The sequence below is a fragment of the Halorhabdus amylolytica genome (genome assembly GCF_004944975.1).
GTDB lineage: Archaea > Halobacteriota > Halobacteria > Halobacteriales > Haloarculaceae > Halorhabdus > Halorhabdus amylolytica.
Genome location: NZ_SPQG01000001.1, coordinates 269,548 through 288,398 on the forward strand (window position 1 = coordinate 269,548; position 18,851 = coordinate 288,398).

Annotated in this window: 23 protein-coding genes, 2 tRNA genes and 1 pseudogene; 6 read left to right on the plus strand and 20 right to left on the minus strand. The window is 63.9% G+C overall.

Annotation, left to right across the window (positions count from 1 at the left end):
* Positions 1-188 precede the first annotated feature (188 nt).
* Positions 189-263: transfer RNA gene (locus E3374_RS01365), tRNA-Glu, on the minus strand.
* Positions 264-390: 127 nt separating this feature from the next.
* On the opposite strand from E3374_RS01365, the gene E3374_RS01370 reads away from it, so the two are divergent.
* Complete coding sequence (locus tag E3374_RS01370) at positions 391-837, plus strand: NYN domain-containing protein (RefSeq protein WP_136686950.1); 447 nt, start codon at positions 391-393, stop codon at positions 835-837.
* 71 nt (positions 838-908) lie between these two features.
* Positions 909-1,751 (plus strand): TatD family hydrolase, encoded by an 843-nt coding sequence (locus E3374_RS01375; RefSeq protein ID WP_136686952.1) that lies wholly within the window; start codon positions 909-911, stop codon positions 1,749-1,751.
* A 30-nt stretch (positions 1,752-1,781) separates the two neighbouring features.
* On the opposite strand, the gene E3374_RS01380 is transcribed toward E3374_RS01375, so the two are convergent.
* Positions 1,782-2,495 (minus strand): metal-dependent hydrolase, encoded by a 714-nt coding sequence (locus tag E3374_RS01380; protein ID WP_136686955.1) that lies wholly within the window; start codon positions 2,493-2,495, stop codon positions 1,782-1,784.
* 95 nt (positions 2,496-2,590) lie between these two features.
* On the opposite strand from E3374_RS01380, the gene E3374_RS01385 reads away from it, so the two are divergent.
* Complete coding sequence (locus E3374_RS01385; protein WP_136686957.1) at positions 2,591-3,712, plus strand: S1C family serine protease; 1,122 nt, start codon at positions 2,591-2,593, stop codon at positions 3,710-3,712.
* 7 nt (positions 3,713-3,719) lie between these two features.
* Here the strand turns inward: E3374_RS01385 and E3374_RS01390 are convergent, their stop codons facing one another.
* Positions 3,720-4,664, minus strand: coding sequence for a DNA replication complex GINS family protein (locus E3374_RS01390; RefSeq protein WP_136686959.1), 945 nt, complete (start codon positions 4,662-4,664; stop codon positions 3,720-3,722).
* 9 nt (positions 4,665-4,673) lie between these two features.
* The gene (gene priS / locus E3374_RS01395; protein ID WP_136686962.1) at positions 4,674-5,834 is read right to left on the minus strand and encodes a DNA primase small subunit PriS; all 1,161 of its coding nucleotides are present in this window, start codon (positions 5,832-5,834) and stop codon (positions 4,674-4,676) included.
* Between the two features lie 133 nt (positions 5,835-5,967).
* Here priS and E3374_RS17930 point away from each other — a divergent pair.
* Positions 5,968-6,219, plus strand: a pseudogene (locus E3374_RS17930) (HNH endonuclease); the annotation flags it as partial.
* An 82-nt stretch (positions 6,220-6,301) separates the two neighbouring features.
* Here E3374_RS17930 and E3374_RS01405 read toward each other — a convergent pair.
* The 7 genes from E3374_RS01405 to E3374_RS01435 all read right to left on the minus strand — a co-directional run bounded on the left by E3374_RS01405 (position 6,302) and on the right by E3374_RS01435 (position 9,686).
* Positions 6,302-6,916: a HemK2/MTQ2 family protein methyltransferase gene (locus tag E3374_RS01405; protein WP_136686964.1), complete on the minus strand. Its 615-nt coding sequence runs from the start codon at positions 6,914-6,916 to the stop codon at positions 6,302-6,304.
* The gene (locus tag E3374_RS01410) at positions 6,909-7,829 is read right to left on the minus strand and encodes a 16S ribosomal RNA methyltransferase A (protein ID WP_136686966.1); all 921 of its coding nucleotides are present in this window, start codon (positions 7,827-7,829) and stop codon (positions 6,909-6,911) included. The genes E3374_RS01405 and E3374_RS01410 overlap by 8 nt, the downstream gene beginning before the upstream one ends.
* Positions 7,826-8,392: a DUF655 domain-containing protein gene (locus E3374_RS01415; RefSeq protein ID WP_136686968.1), complete on the minus strand. Its 567-nt coding sequence runs from the start codon at positions 8,390-8,392 to the stop codon at positions 7,826-7,828. The genes E3374_RS01410 and E3374_RS01415 overlap by 4 nt, the downstream gene beginning before the upstream one ends.
* A gap of 101 nt (positions 8,393-8,493) precedes the next feature.
* Positions 8,494-8,850, minus strand: a complete 357-nt coding sequence (locus E3374_RS01420; protein WP_136686970.1) for an RNA polymerase Rpb4 family protein — start codon at positions 8,848-8,850, stop codon at positions 8,494-8,496.
* A 7-nt stretch (positions 8,851-8,857) separates the two neighbouring features.
* Complete coding sequence (locus E3374_RS01425) at positions 8,858-9,154, minus strand: 50S ribosomal protein L21e (protein ID WP_136686972.1); 297 nt, start codon at positions 9,152-9,154, stop codon at positions 8,858-8,860.
* A 49-nt stretch (positions 9,155-9,203) separates the two neighbouring features.
* Entirely contained in the window at positions 9,204-9,470 is a 267-nt protein-coding gene (locus E3374_RS01430) for an elongation factor 1-beta (protein ID WP_136686974.1), read from the minus strand.
* Between the two features lie 36 nt (positions 9,471-9,506).
* Positions 9,507-9,686, minus strand: a complete 180-nt coding sequence (locus tag E3374_RS01435; RefSeq protein WP_135665937.1) for an HVO_2753 family zinc finger protein — start codon at positions 9,684-9,686, stop codon at positions 9,507-9,509.
* Positions 9,687-9,835: 149 nt separating this feature from the next.
* Here E3374_RS01435 and E3374_RS01440 point away from each other — a divergent pair, with 149 nt between their 5' ends.
* Positions 9,836-10,120 carry a DNA-directed RNA polymerase subunit L gene (locus E3374_RS01440; RefSeq protein WP_136686977.1) on the plus strand — a complete coding sequence of 95 codons (285 nt, stop codon included), beginning with the start codon at positions 9,836-9,838 and terminating at the stop codon, positions 10,118-10,120.
* A 131-nt stretch (positions 10,121-10,251) separates the two neighbouring features.
* On the opposite strand, the gene arcD is transcribed toward E3374_RS01440, so the two are convergent.
* The 3 genes from arcD to hisF form a co-directional block, all read right to left on the minus strand.
* Positions 10,252-11,733: an arginine/ornithine antiporter ArcD gene (gene arcD, locus E3374_RS01445; protein WP_136686979.1), complete on the minus strand. Its 1,482-nt coding sequence runs from the start codon at positions 11,731-11,733 to the stop codon at positions 10,252-10,254.
* 110 nt (positions 11,734-11,843) lie between these two features.
* Positions 11,844-12,665, minus strand: a complete 822-nt coding sequence (locus E3374_RS01450) for a hypothetical protein (protein WP_136686981.1) — start codon at positions 12,663-12,665, stop codon at positions 11,844-11,846.
* Between the two features lie 88 nt (positions 12,666-12,753).
* Complete coding sequence (hisF, locus tag E3374_RS01455; RefSeq protein WP_136686983.1) at positions 12,754-13,569, minus strand: imidazole glycerol phosphate synthase subunit HisF; 816 nt, start codon at positions 13,567-13,569, stop codon at positions 12,754-12,756.
* A 128-nt stretch (positions 13,570-13,697) separates the two neighbouring features.
* Here hisF and E3374_RS01460 point away from each other — a divergent pair, with 128 nt between their 5' ends.
* The gene (locus E3374_RS01460) at positions 13,698-13,886 is read left to right on the plus strand and encodes a DUF7550 family protein (RefSeq protein WP_136686985.1); all 189 of its coding nucleotides are present in this window, start codon (positions 13,698-13,700) and stop codon (positions 13,884-13,886) included.
* Between the two features lie 339 nt (positions 13,887-14,225).
* Here the strand turns inward: E3374_RS01460 and E3374_RS01465 are convergent.
* The 6 genes from E3374_RS01465 to E3374_RS01490 form a co-directional block, all read right to left on the minus strand.
* Positions 14,226-14,297: transfer RNA gene (locus E3374_RS01465), tRNA-Ala, on the minus strand.
* Positions 14,298-14,351: 54 nt separating this feature from the next.
* The gene (rpsJ, locus tag E3374_RS01470; protein WP_211194895.1) at positions 14,352-14,663 is read right to left on the minus strand and encodes a 30S ribosomal protein S10; all 312 of its coding nucleotides are present in this window, start codon (positions 14,661-14,663) and stop codon (positions 14,352-14,354) included.
* Positions 14,660-15,931 (minus strand): translation elongation factor EF-1 subunit alpha, encoded by a 1,272-nt coding sequence (gene tuf, locus E3374_RS01475; RefSeq protein ID WP_136686989.1) that lies wholly within the window; start codon positions 15,929-15,931, stop codon positions 14,660-14,662. The genes rpsJ and tuf overlap by 4 nt, the downstream gene beginning before the upstream one ends.
* 174 nt (positions 15,932-16,105) lie before the next feature.
* Complete coding sequence (locus E3374_RS01480) at positions 16,106-17,059, minus strand: homoserine dehydrogenase (protein WP_136686992.1); 954 nt, start codon at positions 17,057-17,059, stop codon at positions 16,106-16,108.
* Positions 17,059-17,589: an amino acid-binding protein gene (locus E3374_RS01485; RefSeq protein ID WP_136686994.1), complete on the minus strand. Its 531-nt coding sequence runs from the start codon at positions 17,587-17,589 to the stop codon at positions 17,059-17,061. Before E3374_RS01485 ends, E3374_RS01480 begins: the two co-directional genes overlap by 1 nt.
* Positions 17,590-17,714: 125 nt before the next feature.
* Positions 17,715-18,686: an aldo/keto reductase gene (locus tag E3374_RS01490; RefSeq protein WP_136686997.1), complete on the minus strand. Its 972-nt coding sequence runs from the start codon at positions 18,684-18,686 to the stop codon at positions 17,715-17,717.
* Positions 18,687-18,851: the final 165 nt, after the last annotated feature.

Consider the following 18,851-nt stretch of genomic DNA (forward strand, 5'->3'; position numbering starts at 1 on the left):
CGCTCCTCACGTGCGTTCGTCGCAGAATGCTCGGTCCGGGAGTGAGCGGATTCGGAGAATCCGCGAACGTCGATCGACGCTGTCGATCGGGATTTGAACCCGATGCCAGACCTCGCTTCGCTCGGTCTGCCGTGATTCAAATCCCTTCCCTGCGCGCTTCGCTCACTCGTAAAACTCGTTCGCTGTAGTGCTCGGTCCGGGATTTGAACCCAGGTCATCGGCTCGAAAGGCCGAAATGATTGGCCGGACTACACCAACCGAGCGAGCTACATCAGGATCGATGGACCGCTCCGTAATAAATGCCGTCAATCACGTCGCCCCTGGGGCGTGTTAGGCACCCACAGATTTCGAGACGGAATCCCCAAGTCCGTCCCCGCCGTCGACCTGGCCATGGGATTGCTGGATCGCGTCCGCGGCCGGCGGTCGGGCGGCGTCGGCCTGTTCGTCGACGGGCCGAACGTACTCCGGTCTGAGTTCGACGTGGACTTAGACGACCTCCGGGCGATCGCCGCCGAAGACGGCCGCGTGAGTACGGCCCGTCTCTACCTCGACGAACACGCGACGCCAGGGCTCATCCAGGCCGGCGAAGCACACGGCTTCGCGGTCGTGACGACCAGCGGCGACGTGGACGTGAAACTCGCCGTCGACGCGACGCGGGCGGTCGCCGAGGGGCGGATCGACACGCTCGTCGTCGCCTCCCGGGACACCGATTTCAAACCAGTCCTGGAGGTGGCCGCTGAGAGGGGTTGTCGGACCATCGCGATCGCGCCAGGGGAGTACGGTCGCTCCGACGCCCTGGCGAGTACGGCCCACGAGAGTTACACCCTCGACGAGTGAGCAGTTTCGCGAGCGACGTGCAGTCACAGAGAGACGAACGGCTTTTGCGCGAGCAACTCTCCCGGTCGACTATGAGTGAGGACTACGATGGGCCGATCCTCGACAACCACCTCCACCTCGATCCCGAGCACGGCCGGGGAATGGACGCCGTCGAAGACTTCGCCCGAGCGGGCGGGACGCACCTACTGGTCGTGAACAAGCCGTCCTGGATGCTCGAAGACGTCGCCGACGACGAGTCGATATTCCGGGCAGTCTTCGAGACGACCGTCGAGACCGTCGATCGGGCTAACGAGGTCCTCCCGGGACGGGCCTGGCCAGTGCTGGGCGTCCATCCCGCACTGATTTCGAAGCTGACCGGCCGGGGTTACACGCCGGAAGAGGCGCGGGACATCATGCAAGCGGGTCTCGACGTCGCGGCGGAGTTCGTCGCCGATGGGCCCGCGCTCGCACTGAAGTCGGGCCGTCCACACTACGACGTGGGCGATCCGATCTGGGACGCATCCAACAACGTGATGAAACACGCCTTCGAACTCGGGGCCGAGACGGGTTCGGCCGTCCAGTTGCACACCGAGGGGGGCGAGGATTTCAGCGATGTGGCTGCGTGGGCCGAGGAGCGCGGACTGCCCGCCAAGCGCGTCGTCAAACACTACTCGGGCGGCCGACTCGATGGGCCGACCAAGAGCGTCCTCTCGAACGAGGACGAGCTGGAAGTCGCTGTCGAGGAGAACGAACCGTTCCTGATGGAGACGGACTTCATCGACGACCCGGACCGTCCGGGTGCGGTCCTCGGGCCGAAGACAGTACCCCGACGCGTCGAGTGGCTGTTGGACAGCGACCGAGTGGATGCCGTCCGGACGGCCCACGTCGAGACGCCCGCTTCCGTCTACGGGATCGACCTCGAAGCGACGTTGTGAACGGACAACGGACGACGGCCGTTCCCACGATCAGAGTTCGAACGTCTCGTCACCGTCGAGGACGTGGACCTCGGCGTCGCTGCCGAGGGCTTTCACCTCGTGGACGAAGTCTCCGGCGTCCTGTTCGATCGGCGGGAACGTGTCGTAGTGCATCGGGAAGGCGTGATCGACGGCGAGCCAGTCGACCGCGATCGCCGCCTGTTCGGGCCCCATCGTGAAGTGATCGCCGATCGGAACGGCCGCGGCGTCGGGTTCGAGAAACGGCGCGATGACGTCGCGCATCTCCGTCATCAGCCCCGTGTCGCCGGCGTGGTAGAACGCCGTGGCCTCGTCGTCGCTTTTTCGGGTCGGCTCCGAGTCGGAGATCACGAAGCCCGCGGGCATCCCCGCCGACCCGATCTCGTGGGTCGTATTGATGCCGTTGGTGTGATCGGATCGGTGCATCGTCACAAAGGCGTCACCGGCTTCGAAGGTACCGCCGAGGTTCATGCCGACGGTCTCGTTACCGTGTTCGGCCTCGATGTAGCCAGCGAATTCCGGCGTCGCGACGACCGTCGCGTCCGGGTACGCGTCGACGTCCGCGATGTGATCGGCATGCCCGTGGGTCAACAGAACGAAGTCGGGGCTGTCGACATCCGTAGGCGACAGCGACGTCTTCGGGTTGTCGAAAAACGGATCGATCAGCAGTCGCGTCTCTCCGAGGGCGACGCTCCAGGTCGAGTGACCGTGCCAGGTGAGTTCCATGGTCGGTGGAGAATACGGCGGTCCCACACTTAATTTTGCATACGGCAAATCCGGGGCGGCCAAGCGTTTATGCGGGACGGAACCGTTGTTGGGGTATGTCCCCGGATCACGTCTCTCGCCGTCGGTTTCTCCGCGGTCTCGGTGTGGCGACTACCCTCGGTCTCGCCGGCTGTGCCGAGTCTCCCAAGGAGGATGGGGATCCGCTGACGCCGGACAGGACGACACAGACGCCGATCGGTGGAGAGAACGCTCCGATCGAGGAACTCGACGGGACTGATTCCTCCCGCTTCACCGAGGTTTATCGGGCCGTCCGGGATTCGGTGGTGCAGATCAGAGTCCGCACCGCGTCAGGGGGGACTGGTACGGGAACCGGGTTCGTCTACGACGACTCCCACCTTGTGACAAACGAACACGTCGTCGCCAACGCTCGGGACCTGTTCGTTCGCTATCGAACCACCGGCTGGCGGGAAGCCACGGTCGAGGGGACCGACATCTACAGCGATCTGGCCGTCTTGGGCGTCGACGAGCGACCCGATGTCGCAGCGCCCCTTCCGCTTCTCTCTCGTGATCCGCCGATCGGGACTGAAGTCGTCGCAATCGGAAACCCATACGAACTCTCGGGGACCGTCTCCTCGGGGATCGTCAGCGGCGTCGACCGGACGCTGTCGGCCCCGAACAACTTCTCGATAGCCGATACGATCCAGACCGATGCCCCCGTCAACCCAGGCAACAGCGGCGGGCCGCTGGTCGATCTCGAGGGGCGCGTCGTCGGGGTCATCAGTGCCGGCGGCGGCGACAACATCGGGCTGGCCATCTCGGCGCCGCTGACCCGACAGGTAGTCCCCGCCCTGATCGAGACCGGTTCGTACGACCATCCGTATCTCGGCGTCGGTCTGGAGAACGTTACGCCCGCGATCGCGGCCGCCAACGACCTGGCGGAGGCCTCGGGCGTCTACGTCGGTCGCGTCGTCGACGGGGGCCCCTCGGCGGGCGTGCTACAGGGATCGACCGGCGAGGAATCCGTCGATGGCAGACTGGTCCCCGTCGGCGGCGACATCATCACACACCTGGCCGGGGAACCGATCCCGACGAGGGCTCGTCTCTCGAGTGTTCTGGCGCTGGAAACGGAGTCCGGCGAGCCGACGGATCTGCGGATCATTCGTGACGGCAGCGCGGAGACGGTGACTGTCGAGATCGGGACGCGGCCGCCGGTCTGAGACGGTTTCAATCGAGGCGTTCAGCAGCGCCCCGGTCAACCAGCGGTTCGGCGTTCGTCTCCGGGAGTGTGACGATGTCGTCGGTAGTCAGATCGTAGGCCCGATCGTCGACGCCGAGAATCTCGCCCACGTCGTCCATGATCCGGACTGTCGTTCGTTCGACGGACGGGTCCGATCGGATGGCGGTTCCCGTGTCGCCACCGACTGGGGCGCCATCCCCGTCCGCGTCGGACGGCGTCCCAGCCGACGCCGTCCCGCCGTCCCGGCGTGCAGACTCTCGAACTCCCACCGCTTCCGGGGGTTTTTCTTCGGGAACTGCTCGGGATTGCTCGTCGCCGTTCGGGGGAGCGTCGGTCGACGATCCAGCAGGGGGTGAGTCACTGTCCCCAGCCATCAGATCGGCCGCGGACACCGTTTCGGGGTCCGGCTCTTCACGGGGGGGCGAACGTTGGTCGGCTTCCGATCGTTCGACAGGCTGTGAAGCTTCCCCGGTGCCGGCCGGCTGTCGATTCACCTCGTCTATGTTCGAGTGGTCGTCGCCTCCGTCCGGATTCCCACTGGTCGTCTTCCCTTCCAGCACGTCGAAGACGTGCTCGCGACTGTCCTCGATCGACTGGACCAGCGAGTCGAAGAGATCGCGCTCTTCGGTCGTGAGTCCTTCCTCGTCGGTCGGCATGTCCGCGGCCGCCAGCGATGCCATCTTGACAATCTTGCCGACGCGACGCTCGTAGATCGCCTCCAGGGTCTGTTCGGCGGTCGCGATGTCGTCACTCAGACGGTTGACCTCGGGCGCGTCGAACGGGTCGTCGGCCCGCTCGGCGACCCGTTCGCGTTCCGTTCGCAGCGCACGGACGAACTCGCCGGCCTCCTCGTAGAAGGAATCTCGCAGTTGCTGGAGGCTGTCGGTCTGGCGCTCGCGGCTCTGTACTGATTGGATCTCGTCTAGGTCCATGGTCGTCGGCTATTCGGGGCCCTTCTCGGCACGTCCCCGCGACATGAGGAACACGCCGAGGTACTCCGGAACGATACTGTCTCCCTCAGAGAGTGTAAAGCTGTCGCCACCGAGTTCGACCGCTCCCGGCTCGGTCACCTCGACGGCGATGTCGTGGCCCTCGAACGTCTCCGGGACGGCATCGACCAGCGGTTCGAACTCCTCGATCGCGTCCCTGTCGATCCGCCGGACTTCGAGCCCACTTCCGCCGTGGAGGCTTCCGGGCAGTCGGATGAGACGGTTCGTGTCCGTCGTGACAGGTTCGTCGATCGGTGCGTTCTGGGCGGTGACGACTTCACCCGTCAGTGCATCGACGAGTTTCCTGATACCCGGACCACCCGCTTCGAGGTTGCCGCCCTCGATGGCCTCGCGGTTGGCCTGGATGGCCCCGTGGACAGTCTTCGCCCGCCCGTCACCGATCCCGTCGAGTTCCTGGAGACGGGCCATGGCCTCCTCCTCGGGGAGCGCTTCGACCTCGTCGACGAACGAAAGAAGCGCCTCGTGGACGCGTTTGCCCCACCCGCCTTCGGTCTTGAGCGTGCGAGCGGTGACGTTGCCCCGCATCTCCGTCCTGACCAGGCCGTCGGGATCGAGGCCGATCCCACGGACGTAGTCGACGATTTCCCGACGGGCCTCGCGTTCGAGGTGCTGGATACCCTCGTCGCGGACGTGGACATGATAGCCACGACTGCCCGAGAAGACGACCGTCAGGTCCTCGAAACCGAAGTCGTCCTCCAGAAAGTCAAGCAATCGAAGGAGAGCGTCCTTGCAGGCGGCCAACATCTCGGCGTAGGTCGCCTCGCTAGGCTCGACCGAGGGGAGATGGTCGGCGTCGAGATCGAAGATCACGTCCGAGCCTTGCCAGTCCTTGGCCGCCATCGAGGACGCGCTCGGATCGGCATAGCGGCCCGCCGAGAAGTAGACGTGGCGGGGTCGCTCGCGCTCAAGGAACGACTCGATGTCGCCCAGGTCCAGCAGTGATTCGTGGCGAACCATCGTCTCCCCGGGCCCTCCGGTCCACGGAATGTATCCCCACTCGCGTTCGTGGGCGTCAGGCGGTGGCGTCACCGCTTTCCGGCGGTAGTGATCCCCGAACCGGCCCCGGAGATACGCACGGGTTCGCTCCTCCATCGGCTATCCGTTCGAGGGAGGTCAGGAAAGGATTGTTGGTCCTGCTTCTCTATGAAAGCTCGGCGGGTTGTCAGGACTGTTTCCGATTGATGCCGACCGGACATGCAACAACGAAAACGGAGCCATGCTCACTATGTGCGATTGCCCACAGTGTGAGGGGTCACTCTCGACTGAACAGCGAATGCGTCAGCACCACACGAAAGTTCACGGCGACCCCCTTCCGAATCGCGAGTGTTCGGGGTGTGGGACCGAGTTCTACGGCCCCAAAGCGCGACGTGAGTTTTGTTCTGAATGCAATCCGAATGCGGGAGAGCACAACGGTAATTGGCAGGGGGCACAGGAGACCACAACGTATGACCGATGTGACGAGACGTTCACGTACTATTGACAACGATCTCCAGACCAGTGATATCGAACCGTAGGTCACCGGCCTCGCTTTCGGTAGCACTAATAACCGAAACCTCGAATTACGCAGACGTCAACCGCACAACGACCAGCCGTTCGAAGGGGAACGATTCCTCGGCGACGATCGACGAGTTGAGGTCCTGCCCGGCGGCATATTCCCGGACCTCGTCGATCCCGGTCAGACTGCTGACGAGCAGGAACGCCCGCCCACTGGCCCGGAGCACGCGACAAACATCTTCCAGAAACGGATCGACCACGGCGCGACCGTCCTCGCCACCGGAAAGAGCCGCCCCCATCCAGTCGCCCCACTCCGTATCGGGATCGGCCGGGAGATACGGTGGATTGAACGCCACGAGGTCAAACGTCTCAGCGCGGAACGGATTCAACAGGTTCGCCCGGACGGCCACGATCCCGGCCTCGCGGGCCTGCCGACAGGCCGCCGGGTTCAGATCCGACCCGATCACGTCGGCACCGGCTTCGGCGAGCGCGCCCGCCACGTAGCCAGAACCCGTCCCCACGTCCAGGGCACGCTCACCCGGTTCGACGGAATCAGCGGCAGCCTCCGCGAGCAAGTGGGAGTCCTCGCTCGCCCCGTAGACGGTATCGACGCCTCGTTGTTCGGCGAGTGGCGGCCGAGCAGTCTCCCCGGGGTCGACCGACTCCTCGTCGTCAGTCATCGGACTCGAATCCGACCTCGTGGGCCAGACTCGCCAACGCCGCGAAGTCGGCAGGTGAGAGTTTGCCGGCCCGCTTGCCCAGCAGTTCTTCGTCGGCCGCTTTGACGACCGCGTCGGGATCGTCGAGTCCCGAGATGTGAGTCGTGTTCCGGATCCCGTTCCGGACTGTCTTACGTCGCTGGGTGAACACGGCCGTGACGAACTCCAGGAAGAACTCGTCGTCGGAGACGGTGTAATCCGGCTCGCGCGGCAACGCACGGACTAAGGCGCTCTCGACGGCCGGCGGCGGCGCGAAGGCCTCCGGCGGGACGGGTTCGACGACCTCGACGTCGGCGTAGTGGCCCGCCGTCACCGACAGTCGGCCGTACTCATCGGTCCCGGGCGCAGCGGCCATCCGGTCGGCGAACTCCCGCTGGACCATCGCGATCAGTGGTCTCCCCTCGGGAAGCAATCTGAACAGGATCTCGCTGGACGCGCCGTAGGGCAGGTTCGAGATCGATGCCGTATGCTCCGGGAGGTCCACTTCGAGTGCGTCCCCCTCGATCACGGTCAGGTGACCGTCCTCGATCGCGTCGGCGAACTCCTCCTGAAGAAATGTTGTCAGGTCAGGGTCGCGCTCGACCGCAGTGACGCGATCAGCGACAGCGAGCAAGCGATCGGTCAAGGCCCCGTTCCCGGCGCCGATCTCCAGAACGTGGGAGAGATCGACCCCGGCGCCGGTCGCGTAGGTCGGGATCCGATCGAGAACGCGATCGTCGACGAGGAAGTGCTGGTCGCGCCCCGGGTTCCCCCACGCTCCCGCACGGGAGCGCAGTGCGTCCGGATCGCGCTCTCCGGTCTCGAAATCGCGTGTATCGGCATCCCGTCCCTGTCCAGTGGAGGGCGGCGCGTCCGATGTCTCGTCGCCGTTCATTCCTCACGCCGGGCGAACGTCCGATACTTGAGGTCCTCCTCGCGGATTTCCTCCATGATACGATCTGCGAGCACCTCGCGAGGGTTGTGCAGGCCGTCGACACGATCGGTGAGTTCCTCGAAACTCTCGAAGGGTTTGCGCTTGCGCTCGTCGAGGATCGCGTTCCGGAGTTTCTTCCCGATCCCCGGCAAGAGGTTCAGCGCGTGCAGCCGGGTAGTGATCGGCCGGGCGTCGTTGAAGAAATCGACGAAGCGCCGTTCGTTCTCCTCGATGACGTCCTCGATGACGTACTCCAGTTCGGACTGGCCACCGCCGGAGAGATCGGCGTAATCGACTGTCCGTGCGGTCTCGATCAGATCGGCGCTGAGATCCACAGTATCACCGATCGAGAGGTCTGCGTCCGCGGCCAACGTCAGTTCGACCAGCCGAAACTCGTCGGTCGACACCGCATAGGCGAGGGGCTGTTTCTGGTACTGGGGGCGGTCGTCGTCCGACCGGCCGTGTGGAAGATGATCGAGAATTACGGCCGTCTCCGCGTCCGAATCTGACTCGCTGTCGCTCATGTCGTCGGGGTACGGTGAGGGGATACTTAAACCCAGGCGGGGCTATCGGAACGCGGTGGAAGAGAATCGATCTGCTGAGAAGCGGTGGACTCGAAGAGCGTCTAGACGTACTTCGCAACGACGTCAAGGATGTCGTCGAGTTCGTCTCCGTCGAGCGTGTATCGCTCCTGAGCGTAGATCGAACGAAGTTCGTCCCGATCCTGGGGTCGGAGGTTGACGATCTTGTAGGCCGTCGGCTCGTCGACCTTCTCGATTGCGAGTAGCTCCTCGACGAACTCCTCGGACTCCTCGATACCGAGAACGGCAAAGTGATTGACGTGCTCGATTGCCCGGGTGAGTTCGTAGCGCATCTCCCGGTCCTCGTCGGCGGCCCGTTCGCGCTCGATGTCCGCGAGGAGTTGCTTCGCCTCCGCGAAGGTAAGATACTCCTCCTCGAGCTGCTCCTTGAAGATCGTCATGAGGTAGTCACTCCTCGGACTGTTCGCGGAGGTGGGCCGGCTTGACGATGATTGTCTTGTCCTTGCCGCCGTCGTTGATCCGAACCTTGTAGGCCCCGCCCTGCGTCCCGACGACTTCGCCGGTGTGCCCGGAGAAGCGCGGGTGGAAGCGACCGTCGGGGACGCTCGGATCGATCGCGAGGTGAACCGTCTGGCCGGTCGAAAACTCCTGGACGGCCCGGTTTGGCGGCGACGTCCCGCGGTCTCGGGGATCGTTCTTCAGCTTGTTGCGCGTGCCTTCGAGTGGTCCGTTCGAACTGGGCATTCTTGGAACTCGCTAATCCGGTTGGACTTATAAAACGTGCGTTCCGACCCTACAGGCGGCCGACATCCTCGACGGAGACGCTCTCGACACCCTCGACGCCCTCGAAGGCCTCCTCGACGGCCTCCGTGCCGCCCGATTCGTCGGGGACGATGACAGTCGGGATCAACGCGACGAGGCCGAACGCCACGTCGTCGCGGTCGAACCCGTTGATCTTCGCGCCCTCGGGGAGGGACTGCTCGAGACGCTCCTGGAGCGCGTCGAGGTCGACCTCCGGACTCTGCGGCATGACCTTGATACCGGCTGCTACTTTTCCCATGGATGTGGATTGCGGTATGCGGTTATGTGTCTGTCGTTACGGGCCCGTGAAGCCACACTCGGGACACTCATAGAGCGTGCTCTGCTTCCGGCAGGTCGGACACCGGTAGATCCGGTGGCCACAGTCCGGACAGTCGAAGGCCGCAGCGTTCGTCCCCGAGATGTTGATCCCGCAGGAGACACACTTCTGCGTGCGTTTCTGTTGGCTCTCGCTCATACCATCGCGTTCCCGGCCGCGACGTTTAACCCTTACCAACTGCGCCCTCGGCCTCGCTGAGGGGAACGCCGGTCGGTGTTCGTCGGCGTAACGGTCGGTGTTCGTCGGCGTAACGTAACGTTGATGCGCGCCAAGCCGAAGGTACTGATATGGAACTGCGGGTCATCGAGAAGGACGACACCTCGCTGTCGATCGAGATCGCCGGCGAGGATCACACCTTCATGAACGTGCTCAAGGGCGCGCTGCTGGAAACGGAGGGGGTCGCCGCCGCGACCTACGACATGAACCCCGAACAGTCCGGCGGCCAGACCGATCCGATCCTCACGATCAAGACCGAAGCGGACACCGACGCCCTGGACGCACTCGAAACGGGGACCGAACGCATCGTCGAGAAGGCCGACGCTTTCCAGAACGCCTACGACGCAGCGGCGTGACGTCGGCGGATCGATTCCAGAGATAGCGTGCTTCTCCTGTTCTCGATCGGATAGCCGCTGATTTATCGTCTCGGCACGTCATGTGAGTTCGATCCGATCGGCAGGAGAATCGAACTCGCGGGCGTGAGGACTCAATCGTCATCGACATCCACGGCTACGGTGGACATCCCGTCGTCCTCGCGTGAGGATTCATCGAGCGACCGGATCCCCCAGCCGGTCACCCCCATCCCGATCAACACGAGCGGTGAGAGAAAGCCGAGTAAGTAGTACGGTGCGTAGGCGACCGTCGGCACCCCGAGGACGCCGGCCATGTAGATGCCGCCGGTACTCCAGGGGACGAGGGCGCTAGTGGTCGTCCCGGCCGCCTCGATCGCCCGCGAAAGGTTCGAACTATCGAGATCGTACTCGTCATAGAGGTTACGCAGCGTCAATCCGGGAACGACCAGACTCATGTACTGCTCGGCAGCGAGGACGTTCATCGAGAACGCCGAGATCGCTGTCCCGATCGTCAGACTCGCGACACCCTGGATGGCTCGCGCGAGCCCGTGTGCGAGCACCGCGAGGACGCCCGTCCGCTCGAAGAGGCCGCCGAGCGACAGCGCGATCATCACCAGCGAAATGACCCACATTGCCCCCGACAGCCCATCGGCCGCCAGCAGGCCGTCGACTGACTTCACGCCAGTCGCGGGCTCTGTCCCGAAGTGGATCGTCTGCCAGACGGCGACCGGCGAAGTGCCCTGGACCGCGACGGCGGTCGCGGCGCCGGCGAAGACACCCGCGAGCAACGACGGGATCGCGGGATAGCCCCTGAGAGCGAGCGCGAACGTGACAATCACTGGAACGAACGTCAGTGGTGTGATCGCATATGAGCCGTCGAGCGCAGTGATGATAGTCTCAAGCCGATCGACGGGGATCGCACCGCCGGCCTGCAGCCCGAGGACGACGTAGGCGAGTACCGCGATCCCGAACGCCAGCCCCGTTCCGACGCGCATGGCGCTGACGTGATCCATGAGATCAGTGTTGGTTACGGCCGCTGCAAGGTTCGTCGTATCCGACAACGGCGAGACCTTATCGCCAGTGTAGGCCCCGCTGAGGACGGCCCCTGCCGTCATCGGTTCCGGGATACCCAGTCCCGTCCCAATCCCGATGAACGCCACCCCGAGCGTCCCCGCAGTCGTCCAGGAGGAGCCGACGGTAAAGGCGGTCGCGAACGCCAACACGGCCGCGACTGGGAGGAACACGTCCGGCGTGAGGATCTCCAGTCCGTAGACGATCAGCGTCGGGATCGTCCCCGCGGCGATCCAGGCGGCGATCAGCATGTAGACGATCATCAGGATCAAGATCGCCTGCATGCCCATCCTGAGCCCGTCGACGATGCCATCGTAGAGTTCGTCCCAACTCCGGTCGAACCAGTACCAGCCGATCAGACCGGTGAACACGCCGCTCCACAACAGGGGCATGTGCGGACTCGGCTCCTCGATCGGCAACACTACCATCCACAGCGACAGCAACACCAGCATGACGACGATCGGGACGATCGCCTGAGGAAGTGTAGGCCGTCTGTCTGGCGACAGCTCCTCGTACGCGAGTGGCTCGTAGGACAACTGGGGCATTCAGGCGAATGTTTCCGAAGATCGGTATGGATGTTTCCATTCGATGCCGATACGATACAAATTTGTCCAGTAGAGACTACTTGTGGTACACAACACAAAAATGACAACACTCAACAGACGATCTGCGTGACGAACAACCGCCCGTCCGGCCCGTAGTGAAAGTCGATACCCGTTTGACTTGCCGTGTTCCCGAACGCGTCAGTCCCGCCCGCAAGCGCGTCCGTAGCGAGGCCCTCGCCCAGCGACGTCGCGGAGTCCGTCACCGTCCCGTCCAACGGGACGGGCCCGAGCTCGTAAATTGCGCCACGACACTGCACGTCGAAGTTCGCGGCGAGTTCCTCGCCGGTCGGTCGCGATCCATCCCCGGAGACGGCTTTTACCCGGCGCTGATTGTAGTACGTGGCGACGGCATCAAGGGTATCCGTCCGATCGAGTCTCGCACTGTCCGCCGCTTCACGGCGGTCGTTCAGGGCTTCCAGATACGCCGTCTCGACGTCGGCGAGGGAAAGTCCCTCGGCCCCGGTGGCGTTGCCCGGCACGTTCTCGACGGTCGGCGCTTGTTCGGGCGTGAGTCCGGGAATCGAGATCACGCCCACAAATCCGAGAATACCGACCGCGAGCAGTCCGACCAGCAGGGCGGCAGCCGCCAGTTCCTGCCGGCCGATCAACCCCAGGTATCCCCGCGTGGACGTGTCGAACTCCTCGTACTCCAGCGGTTGCTTCTCGAACGTGCCCGCCCCACAGCGCGAACAGGGCGGACTGTTGCGCTGATGGGACCGTCCGCACTCGGTACAGACCCACACGAAGGACTCCTGATCCGACTCGGGGGCCCCGGGAACGACGGCACGCTCGAAGGTATGGTGGCCACAATTGTCACACGGCGGGTCGTTTCGTTCGTGCGGTTTGCCACACTGTGGACACCGCCATTTCATATCCCCACCGCCGGACTACTCCGACAAAGTTCCCCCTGTCTCGGACCGACGAAAGCCGTTCCAGACCGGGCGACCGGGCGATGGTTACTCACAGTCGGACCGGAACGCCACGCTCGTCCAGGTACTCTTTGGTCTCGGCGATCGAGTACTCCCCGAAGTGGAAGATAGAGGCCGCAAGCCCGGCATCGGCGCCTGCCTCGGTGAACACCTCGTACATGTCCTCGGGCCCGCCACAGCCCGAAGAGGCGATCACGGGCGTTTCGACGGCGTCACAGACCGCCCGCGTCAGTGGAATGTCGTAACCGTCCTTGGTCCCGTCGGCGTCGATCGAGTTGACGAACAGTTCCCCGGCCCCGCGCTCTTCGGCCTCTCTCGCCCACTCGATGACGTCCAGTCCGGTCCCCTCACGGCCACCCTTGACGGTCGCTTCGAACCAGACCGACTCGCCGTCGATCTGTTCGTAGTACTCGCCTGCCCCGTCGTACCGACGGCGAGCGTCGACGGAGATGACGATACACTGGTTGCCGAAGGCTGTCGCCCCTTCCTCGATGAGGTCCGGGTTCTCGATCGCGCCGGTATTGATCGATACCTTGTCGGCCCCGGCCCGCAACGTCTCCTTGATATCCTCACGAGTCCGAATCCCTCCGCCGACAGTCAGGGGGATAAACACCTCGTCCGCGACCTTCTCGACGGTCTCGAGCATGGTCTCCCGGCCCTCGGCGCTGGCGGTGATGTCCAGGAAGACGAACTCGTCGGCACCGGCCTCGTTGTATCGTTTGGCCATCTCGACGGGGTCGCCCGTGTACTGGAGGTCCTCGAAGTTCACGCCGGTGTAGACCGCTGCGTTGCCGTCGTCGTCTAAGTCCACGTCGATACAGGGGATGATCCGTTTCGTGAGCGTCATCTGACTGCTCTTTCGGGACGGTCGCTCAAAAGTGGTCTGCACCGCCCACCGTCTCCGGTCGACCAGCTATCTGAACCGTGATTGTCGGATCCGATAGTTGCAAGTGCCGGCCCCGAGAACCGTCAGCTATGAGCGACGGTCACGCAGAAGAACGGCCCGAGTACGATCCGACTGAACCCGAACCCCCCGCCCGGGAACCGCCGCTACGGAGCACTGCCCCACAGGGCGAATACACCACCGGACAGGTCGCGACCGGGTTCGCGATCGCCATCGTCGGACTCGCCCTGACGTTCGGCCTGGCGCTCCTGCTGGCCTGACAGTCGTTCTCCGAGTTCGTCGATTTGATCCGTCACAGGAGAGGATCGAGTTCCCGTCTCTGTGGATCGATATCTGGACTTGCCCGAATCCCCCTTGAGATTGGGTTTCCGTACGGCCCTTGCACAATTTGACGTCTGCACACTGGAAACGAAACTGTCGTCGACGAAGAACGTGAGTGGCAAGTTGCTAAAATCGCACGACGGGACGTCGCAACCGGTCGGTACGCATTCCTTCTCTTCTCAACGGGGTTTGTTTCACTACCCGGCGAGACACAAATACCCTTCTCGGCGACGCTACCGGGGACTAACCGGATAGTTCGCGAAGAAGACGGAGTGTAGTGGACTCGCGGGGATTTGAACCCCGGGCCTCTTCCTTGCGAAGGAAGCGATCTGCCGCTGATCTACGAGCCCGCATATGAATGTAGATGGGTCGAGACAGTTGAATCCGACGATCCGAGTGTGCGGTCAGTCCTCGAGGACGATCTCGATGGAGACGTCGTTGGGTACCTGGATGCGCATGAGCTGGCGGAGTGCGCGTTCGTCGGCGTCGATGTCGATGAGCCGCTTGTGGACGCGCATCTCCCAGTGCTCCCACGTGGCCGTCCCCTCGCCATCAGGGGACTTTCGCGCGGGGATTTCCAGCGTCTTGGTCGGCAGCGGCACGGGCCCTGAGAGTTCGACACCGGTCTTGTTGGCAATCTCGCCGACCTCCGCACAGATGTCGTCGAGGTCTTCCGGACTCGTGCCCGCCAGACGGACGCGTGCTTGCTGCATTATTCGCGCTCGTCGACGCTGAGAACCTGACCCGCAGCAATGGTCTGTCCCATGTCACGGATGGCGAAACTCCCAAGCTCGGGGATCTCGCCGGCCGGCTCGATACTGAGGGGTTTCTGCGGTCGGACCGTGACCTTCGCGGCGTCGCCCGACTGGATGAAGTCCGGGTTCTCCTCGGCAACCTCGCCGGAAGCGGGGTCGATCTTCGCGTCGATCGACTCGATCGTACAGGCGACCTGGGCGGTGTGAGCGTGGAAGACCGGCGTGTAGCCGGCGGTGATCACACTCGGGTGCTGCATGACGACGATCTGGGCCTGGAAGGTCTCGGCGACCGTCGGCGGGTCGTCGGCCGGACCACAGACGTCACCGCGGCGGATGTCGTCTTTGCCGATGCCGCGGACGTTGAACCCGACGTTGTCGCCGGGGCCCGCGCTGTCGACTTCCTCGTGGTGCATCTCGACGGTCTTGACCTCGCCACCCACGTCGGACGGCTGGAAGCTTACGTCATCGCCGGGGAACATCTCGCCGGTCTCGATCCGGCCGACCGGGACAGTCCCGATGCCGGAGATGGTGTAAACGTCCTGAATCGGCAGCCGCAACGGCGCGTCCGTCGGCGGCTCGGGTACCGGCAAGTCGTTGAGTGACTCGAGGATGGTCGGCCCGTCGTACCAGGGCATGTTGTCGCTGGCGTGCTCGACGTTGTCACCCTCGAAGGCGGACGACGGGATGAAGCTGGCGTCCTCGGTGTTGAACTGGACCTGGTTGAGCAGATCCTTGACTTCCTCGACGACCTCCAGATACCGGGACTCCTCGTAATCGACGAGGTCCATCTTGTTGACGGCGACGATGAGCTCGTCGATACCCAGGGTACGGGCCAGGAAGACGTGCTCCTGGGTCTGGGGCTGGACGCCGTCGTCGGCGGCGACCACGAGCACGGCGTTGTCGGCCTGGCTCGCGCCCGTGATCATGTTCTTCACGAAGTCACGGTGGCCAGGACAGTCGACGATGGTGAAGTAGTACTCGTCGGTGTCGAACTCCTGGTGGGCGATGTCGATGGTGACCCCACGTTCGCGCTCCTCGGCGAGGTTGTCCATCACGTAGGCGAACTCGAAGCCGCCTTTGCCCTTCTCTTCTGCTTCCTCTCGGTGCTGCTCGATAACGTGCTCCGGAACGCTGCCTGTCTCGAACAGGAGTCGACCGACGAGAGTGGACTTCCCGTGGTCGACGTGTCCGATGATGGCGAGGTTCTGGTGCGGTTTGTCCTCACTCATTGTAATCTCACGCGCAGAGGCGCTGTATCGGAATCGTTCGGCAGAAGTAATTAAAACGGTTTCGATACGTCGTTCCTGCGATCGCGGTTTCGTATGGCGATCTGGGAACGCATGACACGACCGCGATGGGGCGTCAATGTGCCGTCCGCGAGGGGGACGTCGATCGCGCTCGGCCTAGCCGAGTCGGCCGACGTCGGCGAGGATCGCCGATGCGGTCTCGGGGCCACCTGCCCCACGACCCGAAAGGTTGAGTCGGCCGGCATTCTCGGTCTCCAGCTGGACGATGTTCGTCGTCCCCGTCACCGCGAGTTCGCTGTGTTCCGGGACGAGACGCGGGCCGACGCGGACCTCGCCATCAGCCACTTCGCCGATCAGCCGGATCGTCCGGCCGTCCTCTCGAGCGAGCTCCAGTGCACTCCCCGGCACGTCCTCGATCCCTTCTACGGTGGCGTCGGCGAGCGTGTATTCTCGCTCGCCCTGAGCGAGCACGTTCGCCAGGATCACGCACTTCAACGCTGCGTCGGTTCCCTCCACATCGAAAGACGGATCGGTCTCGGCGACGCCGAGATCCTGAGCCTCGGCGAGGACGTGCTCGTACCCCAGCCCCTCGGCGGCCATCCGTGAGAGGATAAAGTTCGCTGTCCCGTTGAGAATACCTCTGGCGGCGGTGATCGTTCCCGGATCGTAGTCTTCGATCGTCGAGAGAACCGGGATCGCGCCGGCCACAGTCGCCTCGAAGCGGACTTCGCCGTCGCTTTCGGTTTCGAGGGCGCGAACGTCTGCATAGCGCTCGGCCATCGGCCCCTTGTTGGCGAGGACGACGTGTTTGTCCCGCTCTAGGGCCGCCTCGACGTGACTGAATCCGGGTTCGGCGTCGCTGAGCGTCACCGGCGTTACCTCGATCAGTGCGTCGTACTCCGCGGCGAGGACGTCCGCGGGATCAGCGTCGCCGATGTGGGCCTCACCCTCGGTCCGTTGTCGTTCGAGCGCCGCCGCCGTGTCGATGCCGTCGGGATCGATCGCCGCGGCGTCGACGTTGGCCATCGCGGTAACGCGATGCCCGTACTGGCCGGCGAGTTCGGCGACGGAACTCCCGACCGTCCCCGTCCCCATGATCGCGAGGTCCATCAGGCCTCACCCCCCGGGGCGAGGGGTTCGACGACACGGAGATCCTTCTGCTTGGCCACCGAACGGACCGCAGCGAGGGTGTCCTCGACGGCCCCCTGCTCGGTCTGGAGGCGCAACCGGGCACTGGAGACCTCCTCGACTCCCTCCGGTGCGGACAGTGAGAGGTCCGTGACGGCACCGTTCTCCGCCCGGAGTGCCGAGAGGGTATCCGAGAGGTCCGTGTCGACGAGATGACCGACCAGCAGGACCGTCACTTCCTCGCTGTAGCGCTCCTGGCCGGCCTCGATCACGTTGACGCCGGCCTCCCGAAGTGCTTCAACGATCCCGTCGAAGCGGTCGGGCGTCGCCTCCAGATCGACCTCGACCGGGATGTGCCCGCGTGGGGTCAGGTTCCCGCGTTCGTGGTAGATGCTGAGGAGATTGCCGCCGTGTTCCGCGATGGGTTCGAGTGCCCGGAGGAGTTCCCCGGGTTCGTCGACGAGTTCGAGCCGAACTGTGTACGCCCGGACTTCGTCCTGGGGATCGCTCATCGGAGACTCACCTCGGCTGGCGAAGACGCGTGTCTGGGCGCGTACATCGTAACTGATTCACGGGCGGGGGAGTATAAGAATCCCCTGAACGTGGTTTCTCGCGGACGGTATTCGTCCCGCGGTTCCTACTCGTAACCGAACACTTCGACGGGTTCGTAGGGTTCTTCGAGGTATTCGACGTCGGATTCGCTGAGATCGACGTCGAGCGCTTCGACGGCTTCCTCCAGATGTTCGATGCTCGAGGTCCCGACGATCGGCGCGTCGACGTTGTCGTTCTGGAAGTGCCAGGCCAGCGCTATCTGGGCCATCGTCACGCCGTAGTCATCGGCGAGTTCCTCGACACGGCCGTTGATCTCCTCGCTGCCCGGTCCCTCGTGATACGGGGTCCCGTAGTCGACTTCGTGTTCCGCACGCGTCGTCGTCACGAACTCGTCGTGGGGGCGGGTGAGATAGCCCGCACCGAGCGGTGACCACGGCAGGACGCCGATGTTCTCCTTGTTGCAGACGGGATACATCTCGCGTTCCTCCTCGCGATAGGTCAAATGATAGAGGTTCTGCATCGTCTCGAAGCGGGCGAGTCCCTCCCGATCGCTGACGTGCAGCGCCTCCTGGAACTGGTAGGCCCACATCGACGAGGCACCGATGTGGCGGACCTGCCCTCGACGGACGGCATCGTCGAGTGCCCGGAGCGTCGTCTCGATCGGCGTGTCGTAGTCCCAGCGATGGATCTGGTAGAGATCGACCGTCTCCATGCCGAGGCGGTCGAGGCTATTGTCGAGTTCCTGTTCGATCGCCTTCCGGGAGAGACCCTGGGCGTTGGGATTGTCCTCGTCCATCTCGCCGTAGACCTTCGTCGCGACGACCTGCTCGTCACGGTCGTAATCTGCGAGTACGTCGCCCAGGATCTCCTCGCTTTCGCCCGAAGAGTAGACGTTTGCGGTGTCGAAGAAGTTGATTCCCAGGTCGATCGCCCGCTCTACGAGTTCCCGCCCTTCCTCCTCGTCCAGCATCCAGTCGTCCCCGCCCCCGAAGCTCATACAACCCAACGCGATCTTTGAAACCTCCATGCCGGTCGAACCGAGTGTCGTATACTCCATGCCATACGAACCACGAGCCTCGATGAAATATATCTACCGGCGTGAAAACCGAAACAGGAACAGACAGTGGGAGTAGAGTTGGGTTTCAGCTCAATGAACGAAATAGCTGTCCTCGAGCATACGACGGCGCTTGCGCCGTCGTTTCCCCGAGCGCCGACGGCGCTC